The sequence below is a fragment of the Streptomyces sp. GDS52 genome, from assembly GCF_052246875.1.
In the GTDB taxonomy this organism is placed as follows: domain Bacteria; phylum Actinomycetota; class Actinomycetes; order Streptomycetales; family Streptomycetaceae; genus Streptomyces; species Streptomyces cathayae.
Window position 1 is genome coordinate 2,253,724 of sequence record NZ_CM125966.1, and the last position, 18,488, is coordinate 2,272,211.

Here is an 18,488-nt window from a genome sequence, read left to right on the forward strand (position 1 = left end):
GTGAACATCGGAGGCGAGTTGAGGGGCAAGTTCCGACACGCCCCGCAGCGGCCGTGCACGGCAGGCCGGTTGGACGTCTGCGGCGGCCGATGGCAGGATTCGCCGCCACGCGCGCCCGGAGCACGGCATTCCCACCCAAACTCGGCTCCTGACCTGCACGGTCCCGGGAAATCAGCGGCCGTGTCCGGCCTCCGGCGGTCCCTGTGGAGGCCTCGTGCAGACTAGGGGAATGCGTACTGAACTCGCCTCGGAACCCGGCGACGCGGACCGCCCCAACGAGGACTTCGCCGGTGTCGGACTTCCGGCCTCCGGGCAGGGCGGTTCACTGGTGGTACTGGACGGCGTCACGCCGCCGCGGGGCGGGGCGGGCTGCCGGCACTCCGTCCCCTGGTTCACCGCGCGGCTCGGCGGGGCACTCTCCGAACTGACCGTTTCACTCCCGGATGTCCCCCTGGCCGACCTGCTGTCCCGGGCCCTTGTGCGTACCGCTGACGCGCACGTCGAAACCTGTGACCTTTCTCACCCGCGTACTCCTCAGGCGACGGTGGTGCTGGCCCGCTGGTCACCGGAGTCCGTCGAGTACCTGGTGCTGTCCGACTCGGTCCTGCTCGTCGAGTCCCCCGACGGGGCGGTCACCCCGCTGCTGGACGACCGGCTGGCCCTGCTGCCCCGCTCGGCCCTGGCCACCGACGCGCTGGTGGACGCCACGGTGCGGAACAAGGAGGGCGGCTTCTTCACCGCGGCCGCCGATCCGTCGGTCGCGGCGCGCGCGGTCACCGGCACCCTTCCGCGTGCCGAGGTGCGCGCCCTGGCCGCGCTGACGGACGGGGCGGCGCGCTGGGTGGAGAAGTTCCGCGAGGGCGACTGGACGGAGTGTCTCGCCCTCGTCCGCAAGGAGGGGTCGCGGGCGCTGGTGGATCGCGTACGGGCCCTGGAGCGGGCGGACACGGACCGGGTGGTGCTGGGCCGGAGCAAGACGCACGACGACGCGACGGTGGTGTACGTGGAGTTCTGACTCCCCGTACACCACCCCGCCCACCCGTCACCGTCCCGCCCACCCGCACGCACCGGGCTCCCCGTGCCCGCGGGGTTTCCCGTACCCGCCAGGTCTCCCGTACGCCGGATTCCCGTACCCACCGGGTCCCCGTACGCCGGATCCTCGTACCCACCGGATTCCCGTACCCGTCGGGTCTCCCGTACCCATCTGATCCCCATACGCGCCGGGCCCCCGTACGCACCTGACCCCCCGTACGCCGCCGGGCCCGATCGCTCCGGTACGCCGAACGGTGCGCCGCTTCCCCCGAACGGCGTCCCGCTCACTCCGGTTGCCCGGATCACTCCGAGGAGCGCCCTGCGTCCCCCGGACGGCCCCGGGTCGCCCCGGACGGCGCTCCGGTCACCTGTCCGTCCCGCGGTTCAGCTGGTGCAGCAGCCGGGCGAGTTCCGTGACCTCGCCGGCATCCCAGTCGGCGAGGCTGCGGGCGTAGCGCGCGCGGCGGGCCTCGCGAACCCTGCTCACCCGGTCCCGGCCCTCCGGGGTGAGGGCGACCAGCCAGGCGCGGCCGTCGGCGGGGTCCGGCTCACGGGTGACGAGCCCGAGTTCCTCCAGGGCGTGCAGCTGACGCGACATCGTCGCCTTGCCGACGCCGATGTAGGCGGCGAGTTCGGTGGCCCGCTGCTCGCCGCACTCATCCAGACGGACGAGCAGACCGTACGCGGACGGTTCCAGGTCCGGATGGACCTCGCGGGACATCTCGCCCTGGCTGGCCCTGGCGCGGCGCAGCAGCACCGTCAACTCCCTTTCCAGAGCGAGGAATCCGGGCTGTTCCACACCGCTCGCGGGCGCCTCGGACGGGGTGTCCGCCGCGCCTCCGTTTCCGCCTTCGTGCACGTCAGTTCCTGCCTCGGTTTTCCCGGTCGTCCGTGTTCCCGCCAAGTGGCGACGCCGCTGCGGCTCCGCAAGTATTTCGCAGACGCGGCCCGGCGGCGGTTTCCGAACCCCCGGGGAGCCCCGGTGAGCCCCGGGGCTCACGTCGCGGTCCGCGTGCGTCGCCTCCCTTGCGTCCCCTCCTCAAGGGTCCCGCACCACGTTCCTCGGAGACACGTCATGCCCGTGCACAGATTCGGCTTCACCCGTCTACGCGCGTTCACGACCGTCGCGGCGGTCCTGCTCGCGCTCCTCTCGCTTCCCCGCGCGACACCCGCGGCCGCGGCGGCCGCCCCCGACGTCCCCCCGCGCGGCTCCGCCCACATGGGCATGGGCGTCCTCGCCCATGACGGCCGGGACGGCACGCCCACCAGCCGCGCCACCCGGACGGAGGGCGTGGACGTCTCCAGCCACCAGGGCGACGTGCCCTGGTCGACCCTCTGGGACAGCGGGGTCAGATGGGCCTACGCGAAGGCCACGGAGGGGACGTACTACCAGAACCCCTACCACCCGCAGCAGTACAACGGTTCGTACGACGTCGGCATGATCCGCGGCGCGTACCACTTCGCGACCCCCGACAGGACGAGCGGCGCCGCCCAGGCCGACTACTTCGTCGACCACGGCGGCGCCTGGTCACCCGACGGCATGACGCTGCCGGGCGTGCTCGACATCGAGTGGAACCCCTACGGGGACGCCTGCTACAGCATGTCGCAGAGCGCCATGGTGAGCTGGATCGGCGACTTCCTGGACCGGTACCGGGAGCGCACCGGCCGGCACGCCGTGATCTACACGGCGACCAGCTGGTGGAAGCAGTGCACCGGGAACTACACCGGGTTCGCCGCCGACCATCCCCTGTGGATCGCCCGGTACGCCTCCACCCCGGGCGAGCTGCCCGCGGGCTGGGACTTCTACACGATGTGGCAGTACACCTCGACCGGGCCGACGGTCGGGGACCACGACCTCTTCAACGGCACGGTCGACCGGGTGCGGGCGCTGGCGCTCGGCTGACGCCGCCGCCTCGCGCCTCGCCCCCGCCCCGCCCGGTGACGGCCCGGGCCTCCCTCACGGGACCCGGGCCGTCGCCCTTGTGGTGGCGGACGGCGATCAAGCCGCCACCGGGACCTCCGGCACCGCGCCGTCCGCCGCCGGCGCGAGCGCCAGCTCCAGGACCTGGCGGACGTCGGTGACGGCGTGGACGTCGAGCCCGTCCAGCACCTCGGCGGGGACGTCGTCCAGGTCGGGCTCGTTGCGCTTGGGGATGATCACGGTGGTGATCCCCGCCCGGTGCGCGGCGAGCAGCTTCTGCTTCACCCCGCCGACCGGCAGCACCCGCCCGGTCAGCGAGACCTCGCCGGTCATCGCCACATCCGTGCGGACCAGCCGCCCGGAGAGCAGCGAGGCCAGAGCGGCGGTCATCGTGACGCCGGCGCTGGGGCCGTCCTTGGGCACCGCGCCCGCCGGGAAGTGGATGTGCGCGCCCCGTTCCTTCAGGTCGCCCACCGGCAGCTCCAGCTCGGCGCCGTGCGACCGCAGGAAGCTCAGCGCGATCTGCGCCGACTCCTTCATCACGTCACCCAGCTGTCCGGTCAGGGTCAGTCCGGCGGCGCCCGTCTCCGGATCGGCCAGGGACGCCTCCACGTAGAGGACGTCCCCGCCGGCGCCGGTCACCGCCAGCCCGGTGGCGACACCGGGGACGGCGGTACGGCGCTCGGCCGGGTCCTGGGCGGACTCGGGCACGTGGTGCGGCCGGCCGATCAGTCCGCGCAGATCACCTTCCGTGACGGTGAACGGCAGCTCCCGCTCGCCCAGTTCGTGCTGGGCCGCGACCTTGCGCAGCAGCCGCGCGACGGTCCGCTCCAGGGTGCGTACGCCCGCCTCACGGGTGTACTCGCCGGCCAGCCTGCGCAGCGCGCCGTCGTCGAGGCCGACCTCGTCCGCGGCGAGCCCGGCCCGCTCCAGCTGACGCGGGAGCAGGTGGTCGCGCGCGATGACGACCTTCTCGTCCTCCGTGTAGCCGTCCAGCCGGACGATCTCCATCCGGTCCGCCAGCGCCTCCGGGATGGCTTCCAGGACGTTGGCGGTGGCGAGGAAGACGACGTCCGAGAGGTCCAGCTCGACCTCCAGGTAGTGGTCCCGGAAGGTGTGGTTCTGCGCCGGGTCCAGCACTTCGAGGAGGGCCGCCGACGGATCGCCCCGGAAGTCCGAGCCCACCTTGTCGATCTCGTCGAGCAGCACCACCGGGTTCATCGACCCGGCCTCCTTGACCGCCCGCACGATCCGGCCGGGCAGCGCGCCGACGTACGTACGCCGGTGGCCGCGGATCTCGGCCTCGTCGCGGACACCGCCGAGGGCGACCCGGACGAACTTCCGGCCCATCGCGTGGGCGACGGATTCACCGAGGCTCGTCTTGCCGACACCGGGCGGTCCCACCAGGGCGAGCACGGCACCGCCGCGGCGGCCCCCGACCACGCCGAGTCCGCGCTCGGCGCGCCGCTTGCGCACCGCCAGGTACTCGGTGATGCGTTCCTTCACGTCCTCCAGGCCCGCGTGCTCGGCGTCGAGCACGGCCCGGGCGCCCCGGATGTCGTGCCCGGCGGCGCTGTCATCGGTTCGCTCGTTCCACGGCATCTCCAGCACCGTGTCGAGCCAGGTGCGGATCCACGATCCCTCGGGCGACTGGTCGGAGGAGCGCTCCAGCTTGTCGACCTCCTTGAGCGCGGCCTCGCGCACCTTCTCCGGCAGGTCGGCGGCCTCGACGCGGGCCCGGTAGTCGTCGGACTCCTCGGCGGAGTCCTTGCCGTCCTCTCCGTTCAGCTCGCGCAGTTCCCTGCGCACCGCCTCCAGCTGGCGCCGCAGCAGGAACTCGCGCTGCTGCTTGTCGACGCCGTCCTGGACGTCCTTGGCGATGGACTCGGCGACCTCCTGCTCGGCGAGGTGGTCGCGGAGCTGCTGGGTGGCGAGCTTCAGCCGGGCCACCGGGTCGGCGGTCTCCAGCAGCGCCACCTTCTGTTCGGTGGTCAGGAAGGGCGAGTAACCGGAGTTGTCGGCGAGGGCGGCGACGTCGTCGATGGCCTGGACCCGGTCGACGACCTGCCAGGCGCCGCGCTTGCGCAGCCAGGCGGTGGCGAGCGCCTTGTACTCCGTGACCAGTTCGCCGACCTGCCCGGGATTGGGGTATCCCCTGTTCGAACGGAGTTGAGAACTTGGGGAAGGGTCGGGCACGGTCTCCTCGATCCGGGCGCCCTCCACCCACAGCGCCGCACCCGGCCCGGTGGTCCCGGCGCCGATCCGCACGCGGCTCCGGCCCCGGATCAGGGCGCCCGGGTCGCCGTCGGCCAGCCTGCCGACCTGCTCGACCGTGCCCAGGACACCGGTACCGGCGTAGGTCCCGTCGATACGCGGCACCAGCAGGACCCGGGGCTTGCCCGGCGCGGACGCGGCGGCGGCCTGGGCGGCCTCCACCGCGGCACGCACCTCGGAGTCGCTCAGGTCCAGCGGAACCACCATTCCGGGCAGCACGACCTCGTCGTCGAGCGGCAGCACGGGCAGGGCGAGCGGTGTGGACTCAGCAGCCATGATCTCCCCTTCGGCAGTCAAGTTGAGCTACACCGACTCAATGCTGGTGAGCCACCGAATGTTCCCCGGACCATGTTCGCCCTCAGCGATCACCCGCGAGGGCCACGGAGGGAACTCCCGTACGGCACGACCCGCACGACCCCCCGAACGGGAAGTGCTGCCAGGATGAACGCATGACCACCCCGTACGACATTCCCGAAATCCTGGACCGCCGCGAGGGCCCGTACGGGGAGGTGGCGCTCCGCCGGCACGGCCACCTGCTGCAGATCATCGCGAACGGCTGCTTCCTGATGGACACCTCCGACGGCCGTTCGGAGCGGCTGCTGATCGACGCCGCCCTGGCCGCACTCGACGCCGCCGACACCCGCGCGAAACACGGCCCGCGACCGGGCCCGCACGTCCTCATCGGCGGGCTGGGCGTCGGCTTCTCGCTCGCCCACGCCGCCACCCAGCCCCGCTGGGGGCGCATCACCGTGGTGGAGCGCGAACCCGCCGTCATCGACTGGCACCGCGCGGGCCCGCTGCCCCCGTTCGCCGAGGTCTCCGCCCCCGCCCTCGCCGACCCCCGCACGGCGATCGTCGAGACCGACCTGGTGGCGTACGTCAAGGAGACGTCCGACACATTCGACGCGCTCTGCCTCGACATCGACAACGGGCCCGACTGGACCGTCACCGAGGGCAATGAAGGGCTCTACTCCCCCACCGGACTCCTGGCCTGTGCAAGGGTGTTGAACCCCGGCGGGGTGCTCGCGGTGTGGTCGGCCAAGCCCTCTCCGGATTTCGAAGAAACCTTGCGTAATGCCGGATTCCAGCAGGTGCGTACCGAAGAGGTCCCGGTTGCCCGGGGCGTTCCGGACGTCGTACACCTCGGCGTCCGCCCTGGATAGCAAAGGCACGGCGCCTCCCCGTACGCTGCTGCCCTGGCGCCGATCACTCAAGCGCCGATCGCAGTCATGCGCAGGAACGGATCACCCCACGGATTCCGGAAAGCACACTTCAGGGGCGGGCGATGGAGCAGACACACACCTCCCACAACGGCACGGCGGCGGCCACTCCGGGCGCACAACGCCGGGTCCTGGTGGTCGAGGACGACGCGACGATCGTGGACGCCATCGCGACCCGCCTTCGTGCCGAGGGATTCCTGGTGCAGACGGCGGGCGACGGTCCGTCCGCCGTCGACACGGCGGAGGCATGGCAGCCCGACCTGCTGATCCTCGACATCATGCTGCCGGGCTTCGACGGCCTGGAGGTCTGCCGGCGCGTGCAGGCCCAGCGGCCGGTGCCGGTCATGATGCTGACCGCGCGTGACGACGAGACCGACATGCTGGTCGGCCTGGGCGTCGGCGCCGACGACTACATGACCAAGCCGTTCTCCATGCGGGAACTGGCGGCCCGCGTGCACGTACTGCTGCGCCGCATGGAGCGGGCGGCCCTGGCGGCCACCACACCGCGCAGCGGCATCCTGCGCCTGGGCGAGCTGGAGATCGACCACGCGCAGCGCAGGGTGCGGGTGCACAGCGATGACGTCCACCTGACGCCCACCGAGTTCGACCTGCTGGTGTGCCTGGCGAACACGCCCCGCGCGGTGCTCTCCCGGGAGCAGCTGCTGGCCGAGGTCTGGGACTGGGCGGACGCCTCCGGCACCCGTACCGTCGACAGCCACATCAAGGCGCTGCGCCGGAAGATCGGCGCCGAGCGCATCCGTACCGTGCACGGCGTGGGCTACGCCCTGGAGACGCCGACGCCGTGAGCGACGGGCCCGCCGCACGGAGAGGCCCCGGGGACCGCGGTCCCCGGGGCGGTGTCCGCCCGTTCTCGATCAAGACCAAGCTGGGCGCGCTGGTCGTCATCTCGGTGCTGATCACCACCGGTCTCTCGGTGGTCGCGGTGCACACCAAGACCGAGCTGCGCTTCATCACGGTCTTCTCGATGATCGCCACGCTGCTCATCACACAGTTCGTGGCGCACTCGCTCACCGCGCCGCTGGACGACATGAACGCCGTGGCCCGGTCCATCTCGCACGGCGACTACACCCGCCGGGTGCGGGAGAACCGCCGGGACGAGCTGGGCGACCTGGCCCAGACCATCAACGTCATGGCCGACGAGCTGGAGGCCCAGGACCATCAGCGCAAGGAGCTGGTGGCCAACGTCTCGCACGAGCTGCGCACCCCGATCGCGGGGCTGCGCGCGGTGCTGGAGAACATCGTCGACGGCGTCACCGAGGCCGACCCCGAGACGATGCGCACGGCGCTGAAGCAGACCGAGCGGCTCGGCCGGCTGGTGGAGACGCTGCTCGACCTGTCCCGCCTGGACAACGGTGTCGTCCCGCTGAAGCGGCAGCGCTTCGAGGTGTGGCCGTACCTGTCCGGCGTGCTCAAGGAGGCCAACATGGTCGCCTCCGCGCGCGCGGGCATGGCCACCGGCTCCGGCAGCCACACCCGTACGGACGTCTATCTGCGCCTCGACGTCTCGCCGCCGGAGCTCACCGCGCACGTCGACCCGGAGCGCATCCACCAGGTGGTCGCCAACCTCATCGACAACGCGGTCAAGCACAGTCCGCCGCACGGCCATGTGACGGTCAGGGCGCGGCCCGGAACGCAGCCGGATTCGCTGCGGCTGGAAATCCTGGACGAGGGGCCCGGTATTCCGCGGACCGAATGGCACCGCGTCTTCGAGCGCTTCAACCGCGGCAGCGTCAATCTGCCGCACGGCCCGGGCAGCGACGGCGGCACCGGTCTCGGTCTGGCGATCGCCCGCTGGGCCGTCGATCTCCACGGCGGACGGATCGGGGTGGCCGAATCCGAGCGCGGTTGCCGGATTCTTATCACTCTTCCGGGAGCCTCTCCCACGTCAGGTTGACGTAAGGTTCGAAACCGAGCCGCAAGATCCACACGCGTTCGCCCTGACGGGCACGTGTGATCAGGCAAAGACCCGGGTCGCGAGTGCGCCGGGCCGCGGTCGACGCATGCCCGACATGTGTCTGACGCGACCCGAAGAAGTGGAACCAGGCTTGTTTCCCGCCATTTCCCCCGCCGAAACGCCCTCCGCGATGTGACTTACACGACGTTGAACGGGCCCGACCTGACCTTCCCGCTCTTGGAGGCGTAGCCTTAATTTCCGCTGTCCATCATCTTGTGAAGCGGAAGAGGGCGGTTGACGCCGTGTCGCCACAGTCCCCCAGTAACTCGAGCATCTCGACCGACACCGACCAAGCGGGCAAGAACCCCGCTGCGGCCTTCGGTGCCAACGAATGGCTCGTCGACGAGATCTACCAGCAGTACCTCCAGGACCCGAACTCGGTCGACCGGGCCTGGTGGGACTTCTTCGCCGACTACAAGCCGGGGGCGCCTCAGGCCTCCGCGCCGGTGAGCAACACGTCGACGGGGACCGCGGGCACCACGACGGCTCCGCCGGCCACCCCGGCCCAGCCGGCCGCCGCGCCCGCGCCGCCCGCCGCCCCGCAGCCCGCCGCCGCGGCGCCGGCCGCCAAGGCCCCGGCGCAGGTGCCCGCTCCGGCGAAGGCCGCCCCGGCCCCCGCCCCGGCCGCCCCCGCCAAGCCCGCCGCCGCGAAGGCCCCGGCCGCCAAGGCGCAGCCCTCCGGCGAGGCCAAGCAGGGCCCCGAGCAGGTGACGCTGCGCGGCCCGTCCGCGGCCGTCGCGAAGAACATGGACGCCTCGCTGGAGGTGCCCACGGCCACGTCCGTGCGCGCGCTCCCGGTGAAGCTCCTGTTCGACAACCGCATCGTCATCAACAACCACCTCAAGCGTGCCCGCGGCGGGAAGATCTCCTTCACGCACCTCATCGGCTACGCGATGGTCCAGGCCATCAAGGCGATGCCGTCGATGAACTGGCACTACACCAAGGTGGACGGCAAGCCCACCCTGGTGAAGCCGGAGCACATCAAGTTCGGCCTCGCCATCGACCTGGTCAAGCCGAACGGCGACCGCCAGCTGGTCGTCGCGGGCATCGAGAAGGCCGAGACGCTGAACTTCTTCGAGTTCTGGCAGGCCTACGAGGACATCGTCCGTCGCGCCCGCGACAACAAGCTGACGATGAACGACTTCACCGGCGTCACCGTCTCGCTGACCAACCCCGGTGGCCTGGGCACCGTCCACTCCGTGCCCCGCCTGATGCAGAACCAGTCGGTCATCCTGGGCGTCGGCTCCATGGACTACCCGGCCGAGTTCCAGGGCACCAGCCAGGACACCCTCAACAAGCTCGGCATCTCGAAGGTCATGACGCTCACGTCGACCTACGACCACCGGGTGATCCAGGGTGCCGCCTCCGGCGAGTTCCTGCGCGCGGTCGCGAACCTCCTGCTCGGCGAGAACGACTTCTACGACGAGATCTTCGAGGCGCTGCGCATCCCCTACGAGCCGGTCCGCTGGCTCAAGGACATCGACGCCTCCCACGACGACGACGTCACGAAGGCCGCCCGCGTCTTCGAGCTGATCCACTCCTACCGGGTCCGCGGCCACGTCATGGCCGACACCGACCCGCTGGAGTACCGCCAGCGCAAGCACCCCGACCTGGACATCACCGAGCACGGGCTCACCCTGTGGGACCTGGAGCGCGAGTTCGCGGTCGGCGGTTTCTCGGGCAAGACCCTGATGAAGCTCCGCGACATCCTGGGTGTGCTGCGCGACTCGTACTGCCGCACCACCGGCATCGAGTTCATGCACATCCAGGACCCGAAGCAGCGCAGGTGGATCCAGGACCGCGTGGAGCGCACGCACTCCAACCTGGAGCGCGAGGAGCAGCTGCGCATCCTGCGCCGGCTGAACGCCGCGGAGGCGTTCGAAACCTTCCTGCAGACCAAGTACGTCGGCCAGAAGCGCTTCTCCCTGGAGGGCGGCGAGTCCGTCATCCCGCTGCTGGACGCCGTTCTGGACTCGGCCGCCGAGTCCCGTCTCGACGAGGTCGTCATCGGCATGGCCCACCGTGGCCGGCTGAACGTGCTGGCCAACGTCGTGGGCAAGTCGTACGCGCAGATCTTCCGCGAGTTCGAGGGCAACCTCGACCCGAAGTCGATGCACGGCTCCGGCGACGTGAAGTACCACCTGGGTGCCGAGGGCACCTTCACCGGTCTCGACGGCGAGCAGATCAGGGTCTCCCTGGTCGCCAACCCGTCCCACCTGGAGGCGGTGGACCCGGTCCTGGAAGGCGTCGTGCGCGCCAAGCAGGACATCATCGGCAAGGGCGGCACGGACTTCACCGTCCTGCCGGTGGTGATCCACGGCGACGCGGCCTTCGCGGGCCAGGGCGTGGTGGCCGAGACCCTGAACATGTCGCAGCTGCGCGGCTACCGCACCGGCGGCACGGTCCACGTCGTCATCAACAACCAGGTCGGCTTCACCGCCGCCCCCGAGTCCTCGCGCTCGTCGATGTACGCGACGGACGTGGCCCGCATGATCGAGGCCCCGATCTTCCACGTGAACGGCGACGACCCGGAGGCCGTGGTCCGCGTCGCGCGGCTGGCCTTCGAGTTCCGCCAGGCGTTCAACAAGGACGTGGTGATCGACCTCATCTGCTACCGCCGCCGCGGTCACAACGAGTCGGACAACCCGGCCTTCACGCAGCCGCTGATGTACGACCTGATCGACAAGAAGCGCTCGGTGCGCAAGCTGTACACCGAGTCCCTCATCGGTCGCGGCGACATCACCCTGGAAGAGGCCGAGCAGGCACTGCAGGACTACCAGGGCCAGCTGGAGAAGGTCTTCACCGAGGTCCGCGAGGCGGCGTCGCAGCCGACGGCCGTCGAGCCCTCGGAGCCGCAGGCCCAGTTCCCGGTGGCGGTGAACACGGCGGTCACCTCCGAGGTCGTCAAGCGGATCGCCGAGTCGCAGGTCAACATCCCCGACCACGTCACCATCCACCCGCGTCTGCTGCCGCAGCTGCAGCGCCGGGCGGCGATGGTCGAGGACGGCACGATCGACTGGGGCATGGGCGAGACCCTCGCGGTCGGCTCGCTGCTCCTGGAGGGCGTCCCGGTCCGGCTCTCCGGCCAGGACTCGCAGCGCGGCACCTTCGGCCAGCGCCACGCGGTCGTCATCGACCGTGAGACGGGTGCCGAGTTCACGCCGCTGATGTACCTGTCCGAGGAGCAGGCCCGGTACAACGTCTACAACTCCCTGCTCTCCGAGTACGCGGTGATGGGCTTCGAGTACGGCTACTCGCTGGCCCGCCCGGACGCACTCGTGATGTGGGAGGCGCAGTTCGGCGACTTCGTCAACGGCGCGCAGACGGTCGTGGACGAGTTCATCTCGTCGGCCGAGCAGAAGTGGAACCAGACCTCCGGTGTGACCCTGCTCCTGCCGCACGGCTACGAGGGCCAGGGCCCGGACCACTCCTCGGGCCGCCCGGAGCGGTTCCTGCAGCTCTGCGCGCAGAACAACATGACGGTCGCGATGCCGACCCTCCCGTCGAACTACTTCCACCTCCTGCGGTGGCAGGTGCACAACCCGCACCACAAGCCGCTGGTCGTCTTCACCCCGAAGTCGATGCTGCGCCTGAAGGCGGCGGCCTCGAAGGCGGAGGAGTTCACCACGGGTCAGTTCCGCCCGGTCATCGGCGACGACTCGGTCGACCCGGCCGCGGTCAGGAAGGTCGTCTTCACCGCCGGCAAGGTCTACTACGACCTGGACGCCGAGCGGCAGAAGCGCGGCATCACGGACACGGCGATCATCCGCCTCGAGCGCCTGTACCCGCTGGCGGGTGCCGAGCTCCAGGCGGAGATCAAGAAGTACCCGAACGCCGAGAAGTACCTGTGGGCCCAGGAGGAGCCGGCGAACCAGGGTGCCTGGCCGTTCATCGCGCTCAACCTGATCGACCACCTCGACCTGGCCGTCGGCGCCGACGTCCCGCACGACGAGCGTCTGCGCCGCATCTCGCGTCCGCACGGCTCGTCCCCGGCCGTCGGTTCCGCGAAGCGGCACCAGGCCGAGCAGGAGCAGCTGGTGCGTGAGGTGTTCGACGCCTGACCGACGCCGTCACGGGTCGTTCCCGGCCGGGCCGCACCCCCTCTTCGGGGGGTGCGGCCCGGCCCGTTTGCGCGCACATATCCTTGTTCTCATGTACTTCACGGACCGTGGCATCGAGGAACTGGAGAAGCGGCGCGGCGAGGAGGAGGTCACCTTCGAGTGGCTCGCCGAGCACCTACGGACGTTCGTCGACCTCAACCCCGACTTCGAGGTGCCGGTGGAGCGCCTGGCGACCTGGCTGGCCCGGCTGGACGACGAGGACGACGACGAGTAGCGGGATTCCAGCCGCACGGGCCTTCCAGCCGCGCGGGCCCCTCGGGCGTTTCACCCCTTCTGCATGAGGACTGATCACCAGAACGAGTGTCTTGACTTTCCCCGACCGCGATATATCGTGAATTACGTGAGACGCGATATGGCGCGTCGGGGTTCTTGCGTGCCGGGCGTCCGCCGCCGGCGCCACTCCCGGTCGGCCGTCCCGTCGCCTCGCCGTCCGGCAGTCAGGCAGTCCGGCTCAGGAGGTTCCACCATGGCCGAAAGGCCCGCAAGGTCCGAAAGGTCCGTCTCGGAGGCCACGAAGCTCACCTTCGACGAGCCAGTGAGCGAACTCCGCATACGCATCGTCAACGGAACGGTGAACGTGGTGGGGACGGACGAAGGTTCCGCCCGCCTGGAGGTCTCCGAGATCGAGGGGCCACCCCTGGTGGTCACCCAGCAGGGCGGCACCCTCACGGTGGCCTACGAGGACCTGCCCTGGAAGGACTTCCTCAAGTGGCTGGACAGCAGGGGCCGGCACCGCAGCGCGGTGGTCTCACTGACGGTTCCGGCACAGGCGCGGGTCGAGGTGGGGGTGGTCGGTGCCGGGGCCGTGCTCTCCGGGGTCAAGGGGCCGGCGGTGGTGCGGGGAGTCACCGGCGACACCACTCTGGTGGCCCTCTCCGGCCCGGTCCGCGCGGACACGGTGTCGGGGAACGTCGAGGCCCAGTCCGTCACCGGTGACCTGCGGTTCCACTCGGTCTCCGGCGACCTCACCGTGGTCGACGGGTCCGGGCCCACGGTGCGGGCGGACTCGGTCAGCGGCTCCATGATCGTGGACCTCGCTCCCGAGGGCCCCACCGACATCCGGCTGGCCAGCGTCTCCGGCGAGATCGCGATCCGGCTGCCCGATCCGGCGGACGCGGAGGTCGAGGCCAACACGGCGAGCGGCGCCGTCTCCAACGCCTTCGACGGCCTGCGGGTGCACGGCCAGTGGGGCGCCCACAAGATCACCGGCCGGCTGGGCGAGGGCAACGGCAGGCTGCGGGCCACCACCGTCTCCGGTTCCATCGCCCTGCTGCGCCGCCCGCCCCGCGAGGAGGAGAGCGAGCCGCGGGACGCGCCTGCCGACGCCACGGCCCGCGGAACGACCGACGGCACGACCGACAAGAAGGTGCTCTGACATGGCCCCCGTCTTCGCTCACGGACGTCTCCGTCTCTACCTGCTGAAGCTGCTGGACGAGGCCCCGCGCCACGGCTACGAGGTGATCCGCCTCCTCGAGGAACGCTTCCAGGGGCTGTACGCACCGTCGGCGGGCACGGTCTACCCGCGCCTGGCCAAACTGGAGGCGGAGGGCCTGGTCACCCACGCCACCGAGGGCGGCCGCAAGGTGTACTCCATCACGGACGCCGGCCGCGCCGAACTGGCCGACCGCAGTGGTGAGCTGGCCGATCTGGAGCTGGAGATCCGGGAATCGGTCGCCGAACTCGCCGCCGAGATCCAGGCCGACGTCCGCGGCGCGGCCGGCGACCTGCGCCGCGAGATGCGGGCCGCCGCCGGCCAGGCCCGCCAGGGGCGGGGCGCGGGGACGGAAGCCGGACCCGGCCCTGAACCCGGCCCCGGCCCCGGCCCCGGCGACTTCACGGGCCCCGAAGAGAAGGACGCCTGGCAGGCCGCCAAGGAGGAGATGCGGCGCGCCAAGCAGGAGTGGAAGGAGCAGGCCCGGCGCGCCAAGGACGAGAGCCGCCGCGCCCGCGACGAGGCCCAGCGCGCCCGCCGTCAGGCCAAGGAGGCCCAGGACCGGGCCACCGCCCAGGCCCAGGAGGAGGTGCAGCGCATCGCCCGGCGGGTGCAGGAGCAGATGCAGGACCGCTTCTCACGCGGCGACTGGCCGACCGGCCTGCGCGAAGGGCTGGGGGAACTGGTCAAGGAGGTGGGTGAGTTCGGCAAGGACTTCGGCTTCGGCCGCACCGAGGCGGAGAGCGGTACCCCGGCGTCCGGGCCGTCGTACTCCCGGACCCCGGAGGACTTCCCGGCCGACTACATCCCGACCTGGGCGCACGAGGGCGCCACGGACTCCACCGGCGATGCCGCGCGGGACCTGGACCGGCTGCTGGACCGGTTCCGGGACGACATCCGCGACGCGACCCGCGACCACGGCATCACCCCGGACCAACTCCGCGACGCCCGCCACCACCTGTCCACGGCGGCAGCCCAGATCGGAGCGCTGCTGCGCACCCCGAAGCCCTGAGCCCGACAACGGGCCGGGCCCCGGCGATGCCGGCCGGCCCCGGCTCGTACGGCCGGGGCCCGGTGGTACGGCCGAGGAGCCTCACCGTGCCGTCGGACGGGCCGCGCCCTCCTCAGGCACACGCCTCCCCCGGGCCGGCGAGCACTCTGGTCAGTGACTCGTGGGTCACCCCGTGGTCGGCGAGCACCTCGGCCGGGACGCCGGGGCGGAGGGTCAGGGCGAGAAGGATGTGCTCGTCCCCGATGTGCCGCTCGCGCCGGGCGAGGGCGACGCGCAGGGCCTTCTCCAGCACCTCCTTGGCGTCCTTGCCGAAGCCGGGGCACCCCGACCACCGGTCCCTGTCCTTCCGGTCGCCGGACATCGCCCCGACCCCATGGGTTTCCTCCACCCGGGCGACGATCTCCCGGACGTCGATCCCCAGCTCCGCAAGGGCGTCGGCCTCGGCCCGTGACAGACCGGCACGGCGCCGCGCCTCCTCCAGGGCCCGCCGCACCGACTCCTTGCGTTCGTCGGCCCCGAGCGCCGCCAGCGCGAAGGAGGCACGGCTGCCCTCACGGTCCAGCAGGGCGAGCAACAGGTGCTCGGCGCCGACGGTCCGCGCCTGCGTCCCTTCGGCGTGCTCAACCGCCCCTTTCACCACCGCACGGGCGTCCTTCGTGAACCGCTCAAACATCACTGCCTCCCGTACTTCTTGTGCACGGCCTGCCTGCTGACTCCGAGCTCGGCAGCGATCTCCTGCCACGACCAGCCCTGATGGCGCGCGTTGCGCACCTGCACGGCCTCCAGTTGCTCCAGCAGCCTGCGCAGCGCGGCGACGGCCCGCAGGCCGACCCGTGGGTCGCGGTCGCCCGCACGCGCGGCGAGGTCGGTTGCCTCAGTCATGACGTCAACTTATGTTGACACCGGGGCAGCGTCAACCCCAGTTGACAAAACGACGGCCGGCCCGGAGATCCGGACCGGCCGTCGTGAGGTGGGCCGCACTCCATCGTCAGGGGTTCGTGAGCACGATCTTGCCGAACTGTCCGCCGCTCTCCATCCGTTCGAAGCCCTCCCGCGCCCGGTCCATGGGCAGTACCTCGTCGATGACGGGCCGTACACCGGTGGCGGCGCAGAAGGAGAGCAGGTCCTCCAGCTCGTCCTTGGTGCCCATCGTCGACCCGACGATCCTGAGCTCCAGGAAGAAGACCCGGGTGAGCTCGGCGTGCGAGGGCCGGTCGCCGCTGGTGGCGCCGGAGATCACCAGCGTGCCGCCGGGCCGCAGCGACTTCACCGAGTGGGACCAGGTGGCGGCCCCCACGGTCTCGATGACCGCGTCGACCCGCTGCGGCAGCCGGGCTCCGGGCTCAAGCGCCTCCGCCGCGCCCAGTTCCACGGCCCGCTTGCGCTTGGCCTCGTCCCGGCTGGTGGCGAAGACCCGCAGCCCCGCGGCCTTCCCCAGCACGATCGCGGCGGTGGCGACGCCCCCGCCGGCCCCCTGCACCAGGACGGAGTCACCGGGCCGCACCCCGGCGTTGGTGAACAGCATCCGGTAGGCGGTCAGCCAGGCCGTGGGCAGGCAGGCCGCCTCCTCGAAGGACAGCTCCCTCGGCTTGGGCAGGATGTTCCAGGTGGGCACGGCGACCTGCTCGGCGAACGTGCCGGGGTAACGCTCCGTCAGGATCGACCGGGGCTCGTTCGGACCCACCCCATGACCGGTCTGTCCGATCACGGAGTGCAGGACGACCTCGTTGCCGTCCTCGTCGATCCCGGCGGCGTCGCAGCCGAGGATCATGGGCAGTTTGTCCTCCCCGAGGCCCACGCCCCGCAGGGACCACAGGTCATGATGGTTGAGGGAGGCGGCCCTCACGGTCACGGTGCTCCAGCCGGGACGGGCCTCGGGAGCAGGACGCTCTCCCAGCTCCAGACCGGAAAGCGGCTGGTCACGGTCGATTCGGGCGGCGTAGACAGCGAACATGGCCTTGACGATAGGCCGCCCGTCCCCCCGGCGGAACAACGCGGCGCTGTGAGACACGCCTTCTTGCCGGCACGCCGCACCGCTCCCCGGCGCCCCACCCGCTTCCCGGTGCCCGGCCCGCGCGGTGCGCCCGGCCGCCGGGAAAAGCAGTCGGCCCCGTCCACCCGAGGACGGGGCCGACCCGGTTCCGCGCGTCTCAGCGGCGGGCGACGCCCTCCGCACGGGCGGCCGCGGCCACCGCCGCGGTCACCGCCGGAGCGACCCGCTCGTCGAACGGGGACGGAATGACGTAGTCGGCGGAGAGGTCGTCCCCCACCACCGACGCCAGCGCCTCGGCCGCCGCCAGCTTCATCCCCTCGGTGATCCGCGAGGCACGCACCTGCAGCGCGCCCGCGAAGATCCCCGGGAACGCCAGCACGTTGTTGATCTGGTTCGGGAAGTCCGACCGCCCGGTGGCCACGACCGCCGCGTACTTGTGCGCGATCTCCGGGTGCACCTCGGGCTCGGGGTTGGCCATGGCGAAGACGAAGGCGCCCTTCGCCATCGACGCCACCGCCGATTCCGGCACCGTGCCGCCGGAGACGCCGATGAAGACGTCGGCCCCGTCCAGCGCGGTCTCCAGCGAACCGGAGAGGCCGGTCTTGTTCGTGAACTCCGCCACTTCCCGCTTGATCGGCGTGAGGTCATCGCGCTCGCGCGAGAGGACGCCCTTGCGGTCGGCCACCGCGACATCGCCGATCCCGGCCTCGACCAGCATCTTGGCGATCGCGACACCGGCCGCGCCGGCGCCCGAGATCACGGCCCGCAGCTCGCCCAGCGCCCGCCCGCTCAGCCGCGCCGCGTTGCGCAGCGCCGCCAGCGACACGACCGCCGTGCCGTGCTGGTCGTCGTGGAAGACCGGGATGTCCAGCTGCTCCTGCAGCCGCCGCTCGATCTCGAAGCACCGGGGCGCCGAGATGTCCTCCAGGTTCACCCCGCCGAAGGACGGAGCGAGCCGGACCACGGTCTCGATGATCTCGTCCACGTCGGTGGTGCTCAGCGCGAGCGGGACCGCGTCCACGCCGCCGAACTGCTTGAAGAGGATCGCCTTGCCCTCCATCACGGGGAGGGAGGCCTCGGGGCCGATGTCACCGAGTCCCAGCACGGCCGTACCGTCGGTGACGACGGCGACGACCGAGGACTTCCAGGTGTAGTCGTGGACGAGTTCCGGCTGCTCGGCGATCGCGCTGCACACCTTCGCGACGCCGGGCGTGTAGGCCAGGGACAGATCGTCCCTGTCACGGAGCGGCACGGTGGCCTGCACAGCCATCTTGCCGCCGCGGTGCAGCGCGAATGCCGGGTCGATGGACTCCAGGGGCTCGGCCCCGCCGCCCTGTTCCGTATGACCGTTCTGGCTTTCGCTGTCGCTGCGAGGATTGACAATCTCCGCTGCCACTTGGTTGACCCCTTAATCGTTCTTGGTCTGAGGGTTGCCGCTCCGGGTGAGGAGCGGGCGGGACCGCGCAGGGCCCGGTGGGTTGATGCGTCGGGCACAGACGCGACGGGCG

At 71.3% G+C, this 18,488-nt stretch carries 15 protein-coding genes; 9 read left to right on the forward strand and 6 right to left on the reverse strand.

Annotated features, from left to right (window positions below):
• Positions 1-229 precede the first annotated feature (229 nt).
• Complete coding sequence (locus ACTWJ9_RS10055; RefSeq protein WP_279333895.1) at positions 230-1,015, forward strand: protein phosphatase 2C domain-containing protein; 786 nt, start codon at positions 230-232, stop codon at positions 1,013-1,015.
• 381 nt (positions 1,016-1,396) lie between these two features.
• Here ACTWJ9_RS10055 and ACTWJ9_RS10060 read toward each other — a convergent pair whose 3' ends face one another.
• A complete protein-coding gene (locus ACTWJ9_RS10060; protein ID WP_279333896.1) occupies positions 1,397-1,891 on the reverse strand; it encodes a MarR family winged helix-turn-helix transcriptional regulator in 495 nt (164 codons plus the stop codon).
• Between the two features lie 216 nt (positions 1,892-2,107).
• Here ACTWJ9_RS10060 and ACTWJ9_RS10065 point away from each other — a divergent pair, with 216 nt between their 5' ends.
• Entirely contained in the window at positions 2,108-2,935 is an 828-nt protein-coding gene (locus tag ACTWJ9_RS10065; protein ID WP_279333897.1) for a lysozyme, read from the forward strand.
• A 96-nt stretch (positions 2,936-3,031) separates the two neighbouring features.
• Here the strand turns inward: ACTWJ9_RS10065 and lon are convergent, their stop codons facing one another.
• The gene (gene lon / locus ACTWJ9_RS10070) at positions 3,032-5,503 is read right to left on the reverse strand and encodes an endopeptidase La (RefSeq protein ID WP_387042310.1); all 2,472 of its coding nucleotides are present in this window, start codon (positions 5,501-5,503) and stop codon (positions 3,032-3,034) included.
• 173 nt (positions 5,504-5,676) lie between these two features.
• On the opposite strand from lon, the gene ACTWJ9_RS10075 reads away from it, so the two are divergent.
• The 7 genes from ACTWJ9_RS10075 (at position 5,677) to ACTWJ9_RS10105 (ending at position 14,987) form a co-directional block, all read left to right on the forward strand.
• Positions 5,677-6,390 (forward strand): spermidine synthase, encoded by a 714-nt coding sequence (locus ACTWJ9_RS10075; protein ID WP_279333899.1) that lies wholly within the window; start codon positions 5,677-5,679, stop codon positions 6,388-6,390.
• Between the two features lie 122 nt (positions 6,391-6,512).
• On the forward strand, positions 6,513-7,253 hold the full coding sequence (locus ACTWJ9_RS10080) for a response regulator transcription factor (RefSeq protein WP_279333900.1): 741 nt from the start codon (positions 6,513-6,515) through the stop codon (positions 7,251-7,253).
• A complete protein-coding gene (locus ACTWJ9_RS10085) occupies positions 7,250-8,362 on the forward strand; it encodes a HAMP domain-containing sensor histidine kinase (protein ID WP_279333901.1) in 1,113 nt (370 codons plus the stop codon). The genes ACTWJ9_RS10080 and ACTWJ9_RS10085 overlap by 4 nt, the downstream gene beginning before the upstream one ends.
• Positions 8,363-8,664: 302 nt before the next feature.
• The gene (locus ACTWJ9_RS10090; protein WP_279333902.1) at positions 8,665-12,483 is read left to right on the forward strand and encodes a multifunctional oxoglutarate decarboxylase/oxoglutarate dehydrogenase thiamine pyrophosphate-binding subunit/dihydrolipoyllysine-residue succinyltransferase subunit; all 3,819 of its coding nucleotides are present in this window, start codon (positions 8,665-8,667) and stop codon (positions 12,481-12,483) included.
• Between the two features lie 91 nt (positions 12,484-12,574).
• Positions 12,575-12,757 carry a DUF6104 family protein gene (locus tag ACTWJ9_RS10095; RefSeq protein ID WP_279333903.1) on the forward strand — a complete coding sequence of 61 codons (183 nt, stop codon included), beginning with the start codon at positions 12,575-12,577 and terminating at the stop codon, positions 12,755-12,757.
• Between the two features lie 252 nt (positions 12,758-13,009).
• Entirely contained in the window at positions 13,010-13,918 is a 909-nt protein-coding gene (locus ACTWJ9_RS10100; protein ID WP_443295598.1) for a DUF4097 family beta strand repeat-containing protein, read from the forward strand.
• A gap of 1 nt (position 13,919) precedes the next feature.
• Positions 13,920-14,987, forward strand: coding sequence for a helix-turn-helix transcriptional regulator (locus tag ACTWJ9_RS10105; protein ID WP_443295599.1), 1,068 nt, complete (start codon positions 13,920-13,922; stop codon positions 14,985-14,987).
• A 112-nt stretch (positions 14,988-15,099) separates the two neighbouring features.
• Here the strand turns inward: ACTWJ9_RS10105 and ACTWJ9_RS10110 are convergent, their stop codons facing one another.
• The 4 genes from ACTWJ9_RS10110 to ACTWJ9_RS10125 all read right to left on the reverse strand — a co-directional run bounded on the left by ACTWJ9_RS10110 (position 15,100) and on the right by ACTWJ9_RS10125 (position 18,376).
• Positions 15,100-15,660 (reverse strand): Clp protease N-terminal domain-containing protein, encoded by a 561-nt coding sequence (locus ACTWJ9_RS10110; RefSeq protein WP_443295600.1) that lies wholly within the window; start codon positions 15,658-15,660, stop codon positions 15,100-15,102.
• Positions 15,660-15,869, reverse strand: a complete 210-nt coding sequence (locus ACTWJ9_RS10115) for a helix-turn-helix domain-containing protein (protein ID WP_279333907.1) — start codon at positions 15,867-15,869, stop codon at positions 15,660-15,662. Before ACTWJ9_RS10115 ends, ACTWJ9_RS10110 begins: the two co-directional genes overlap by 1 nt.
• 106 nt (positions 15,870-15,975) lie before the next feature.
• The gene (locus ACTWJ9_RS10120; protein WP_279333908.1) at positions 15,976-16,941 is read right to left on the reverse strand and encodes a zinc-binding dehydrogenase; all 966 of its coding nucleotides are present in this window, start codon (positions 16,939-16,941) and stop codon (positions 15,976-15,978) included.
• A 196-nt stretch (positions 16,942-17,137) separates the two neighbouring features.
• Entirely contained in the window at positions 17,138-18,376 is a 1,239-nt protein-coding gene (locus tag ACTWJ9_RS10125) for an NAD(P)-dependent malic enzyme (protein WP_279333909.1), read from the reverse strand.
• Between the last annotated feature and the right edge of the window lie 112 nt (positions 18,377-18,488).

Bases quoted from the DNA above. Each gene is read 5' to 3' on its own strand.
- lon (WP_387042310.1), bottom strand. From the start codon at position 5,503: ATGGCTGCTGAGTCCACACCGCTCGCCCTGCCCGTGCTGCCGCTCGAC.
- ACTWJ9_RS10075 (WP_279333899.1), top strand. From the start codon at position 5,677: ATGACCACCCCGTACGACATTCCCGAAATCCTGGACCGCCGCGAGGGC.
- ACTWJ9_RS10115 (WP_279333907.1), bottom strand. From the start codon at position 15,869: ATGACTGAGGCAACCGACCTCGCCGCGCGTGCGGGCGACCGCGACCCA.
- ACTWJ9_RS10065 (WP_279333897.1), top strand. From the start codon at position 2,108: ATGCCCGTGCACAGATTCGGCTTCACCCGTCTACGCGCGTTCACGACC.
- ACTWJ9_RS10100 (WP_443295598.1), top strand. From the start codon at position 13,010: ATGGCCGAAAGGCCCGCAAGGTCCGAAAGGTCCGTCTCGGAGGCCACG.
- ACTWJ9_RS10105 (WP_443295599.1), top strand. From the start codon at position 13,920: ATGGCCCCCGTCTTCGCTCACGGACGTCTCCGTCTCTACCTGCTGAAG.
- ACTWJ9_RS10095 (WP_279333903.1), top strand. From the start codon at position 12,575: ATGTACTTCACGGACCGTGGCATCGAGGAACTGGAGAAGCGGCGCGGC.
- ACTWJ9_RS10080 (WP_279333900.1), top strand. From the start codon at position 6,513: ATGGAGCAGACACACACCTCCCACAACGGCACGGCGGCGGCCACTCCG.
- ACTWJ9_RS10120 (WP_279333908.1), bottom strand. From the start codon at position 16,941: ATGTTCGCTGTCTACGCCGCCCGAATCGACCGTGACCAGCCGCTTTCC.
- ACTWJ9_RS10110 (WP_443295600.1), bottom strand. From the start codon at position 15,660: ATGTTTGAGCGGTTCACGAAGGACGCCCGTGCGGTGGTGAAAGGGGCG.
- ACTWJ9_RS10055 (WP_279333895.1), top strand. From the start codon at position 230: ATGCGTACTGAACTCGCCTCGGAACCCGGCGACGCGGACCGCCCCAAC.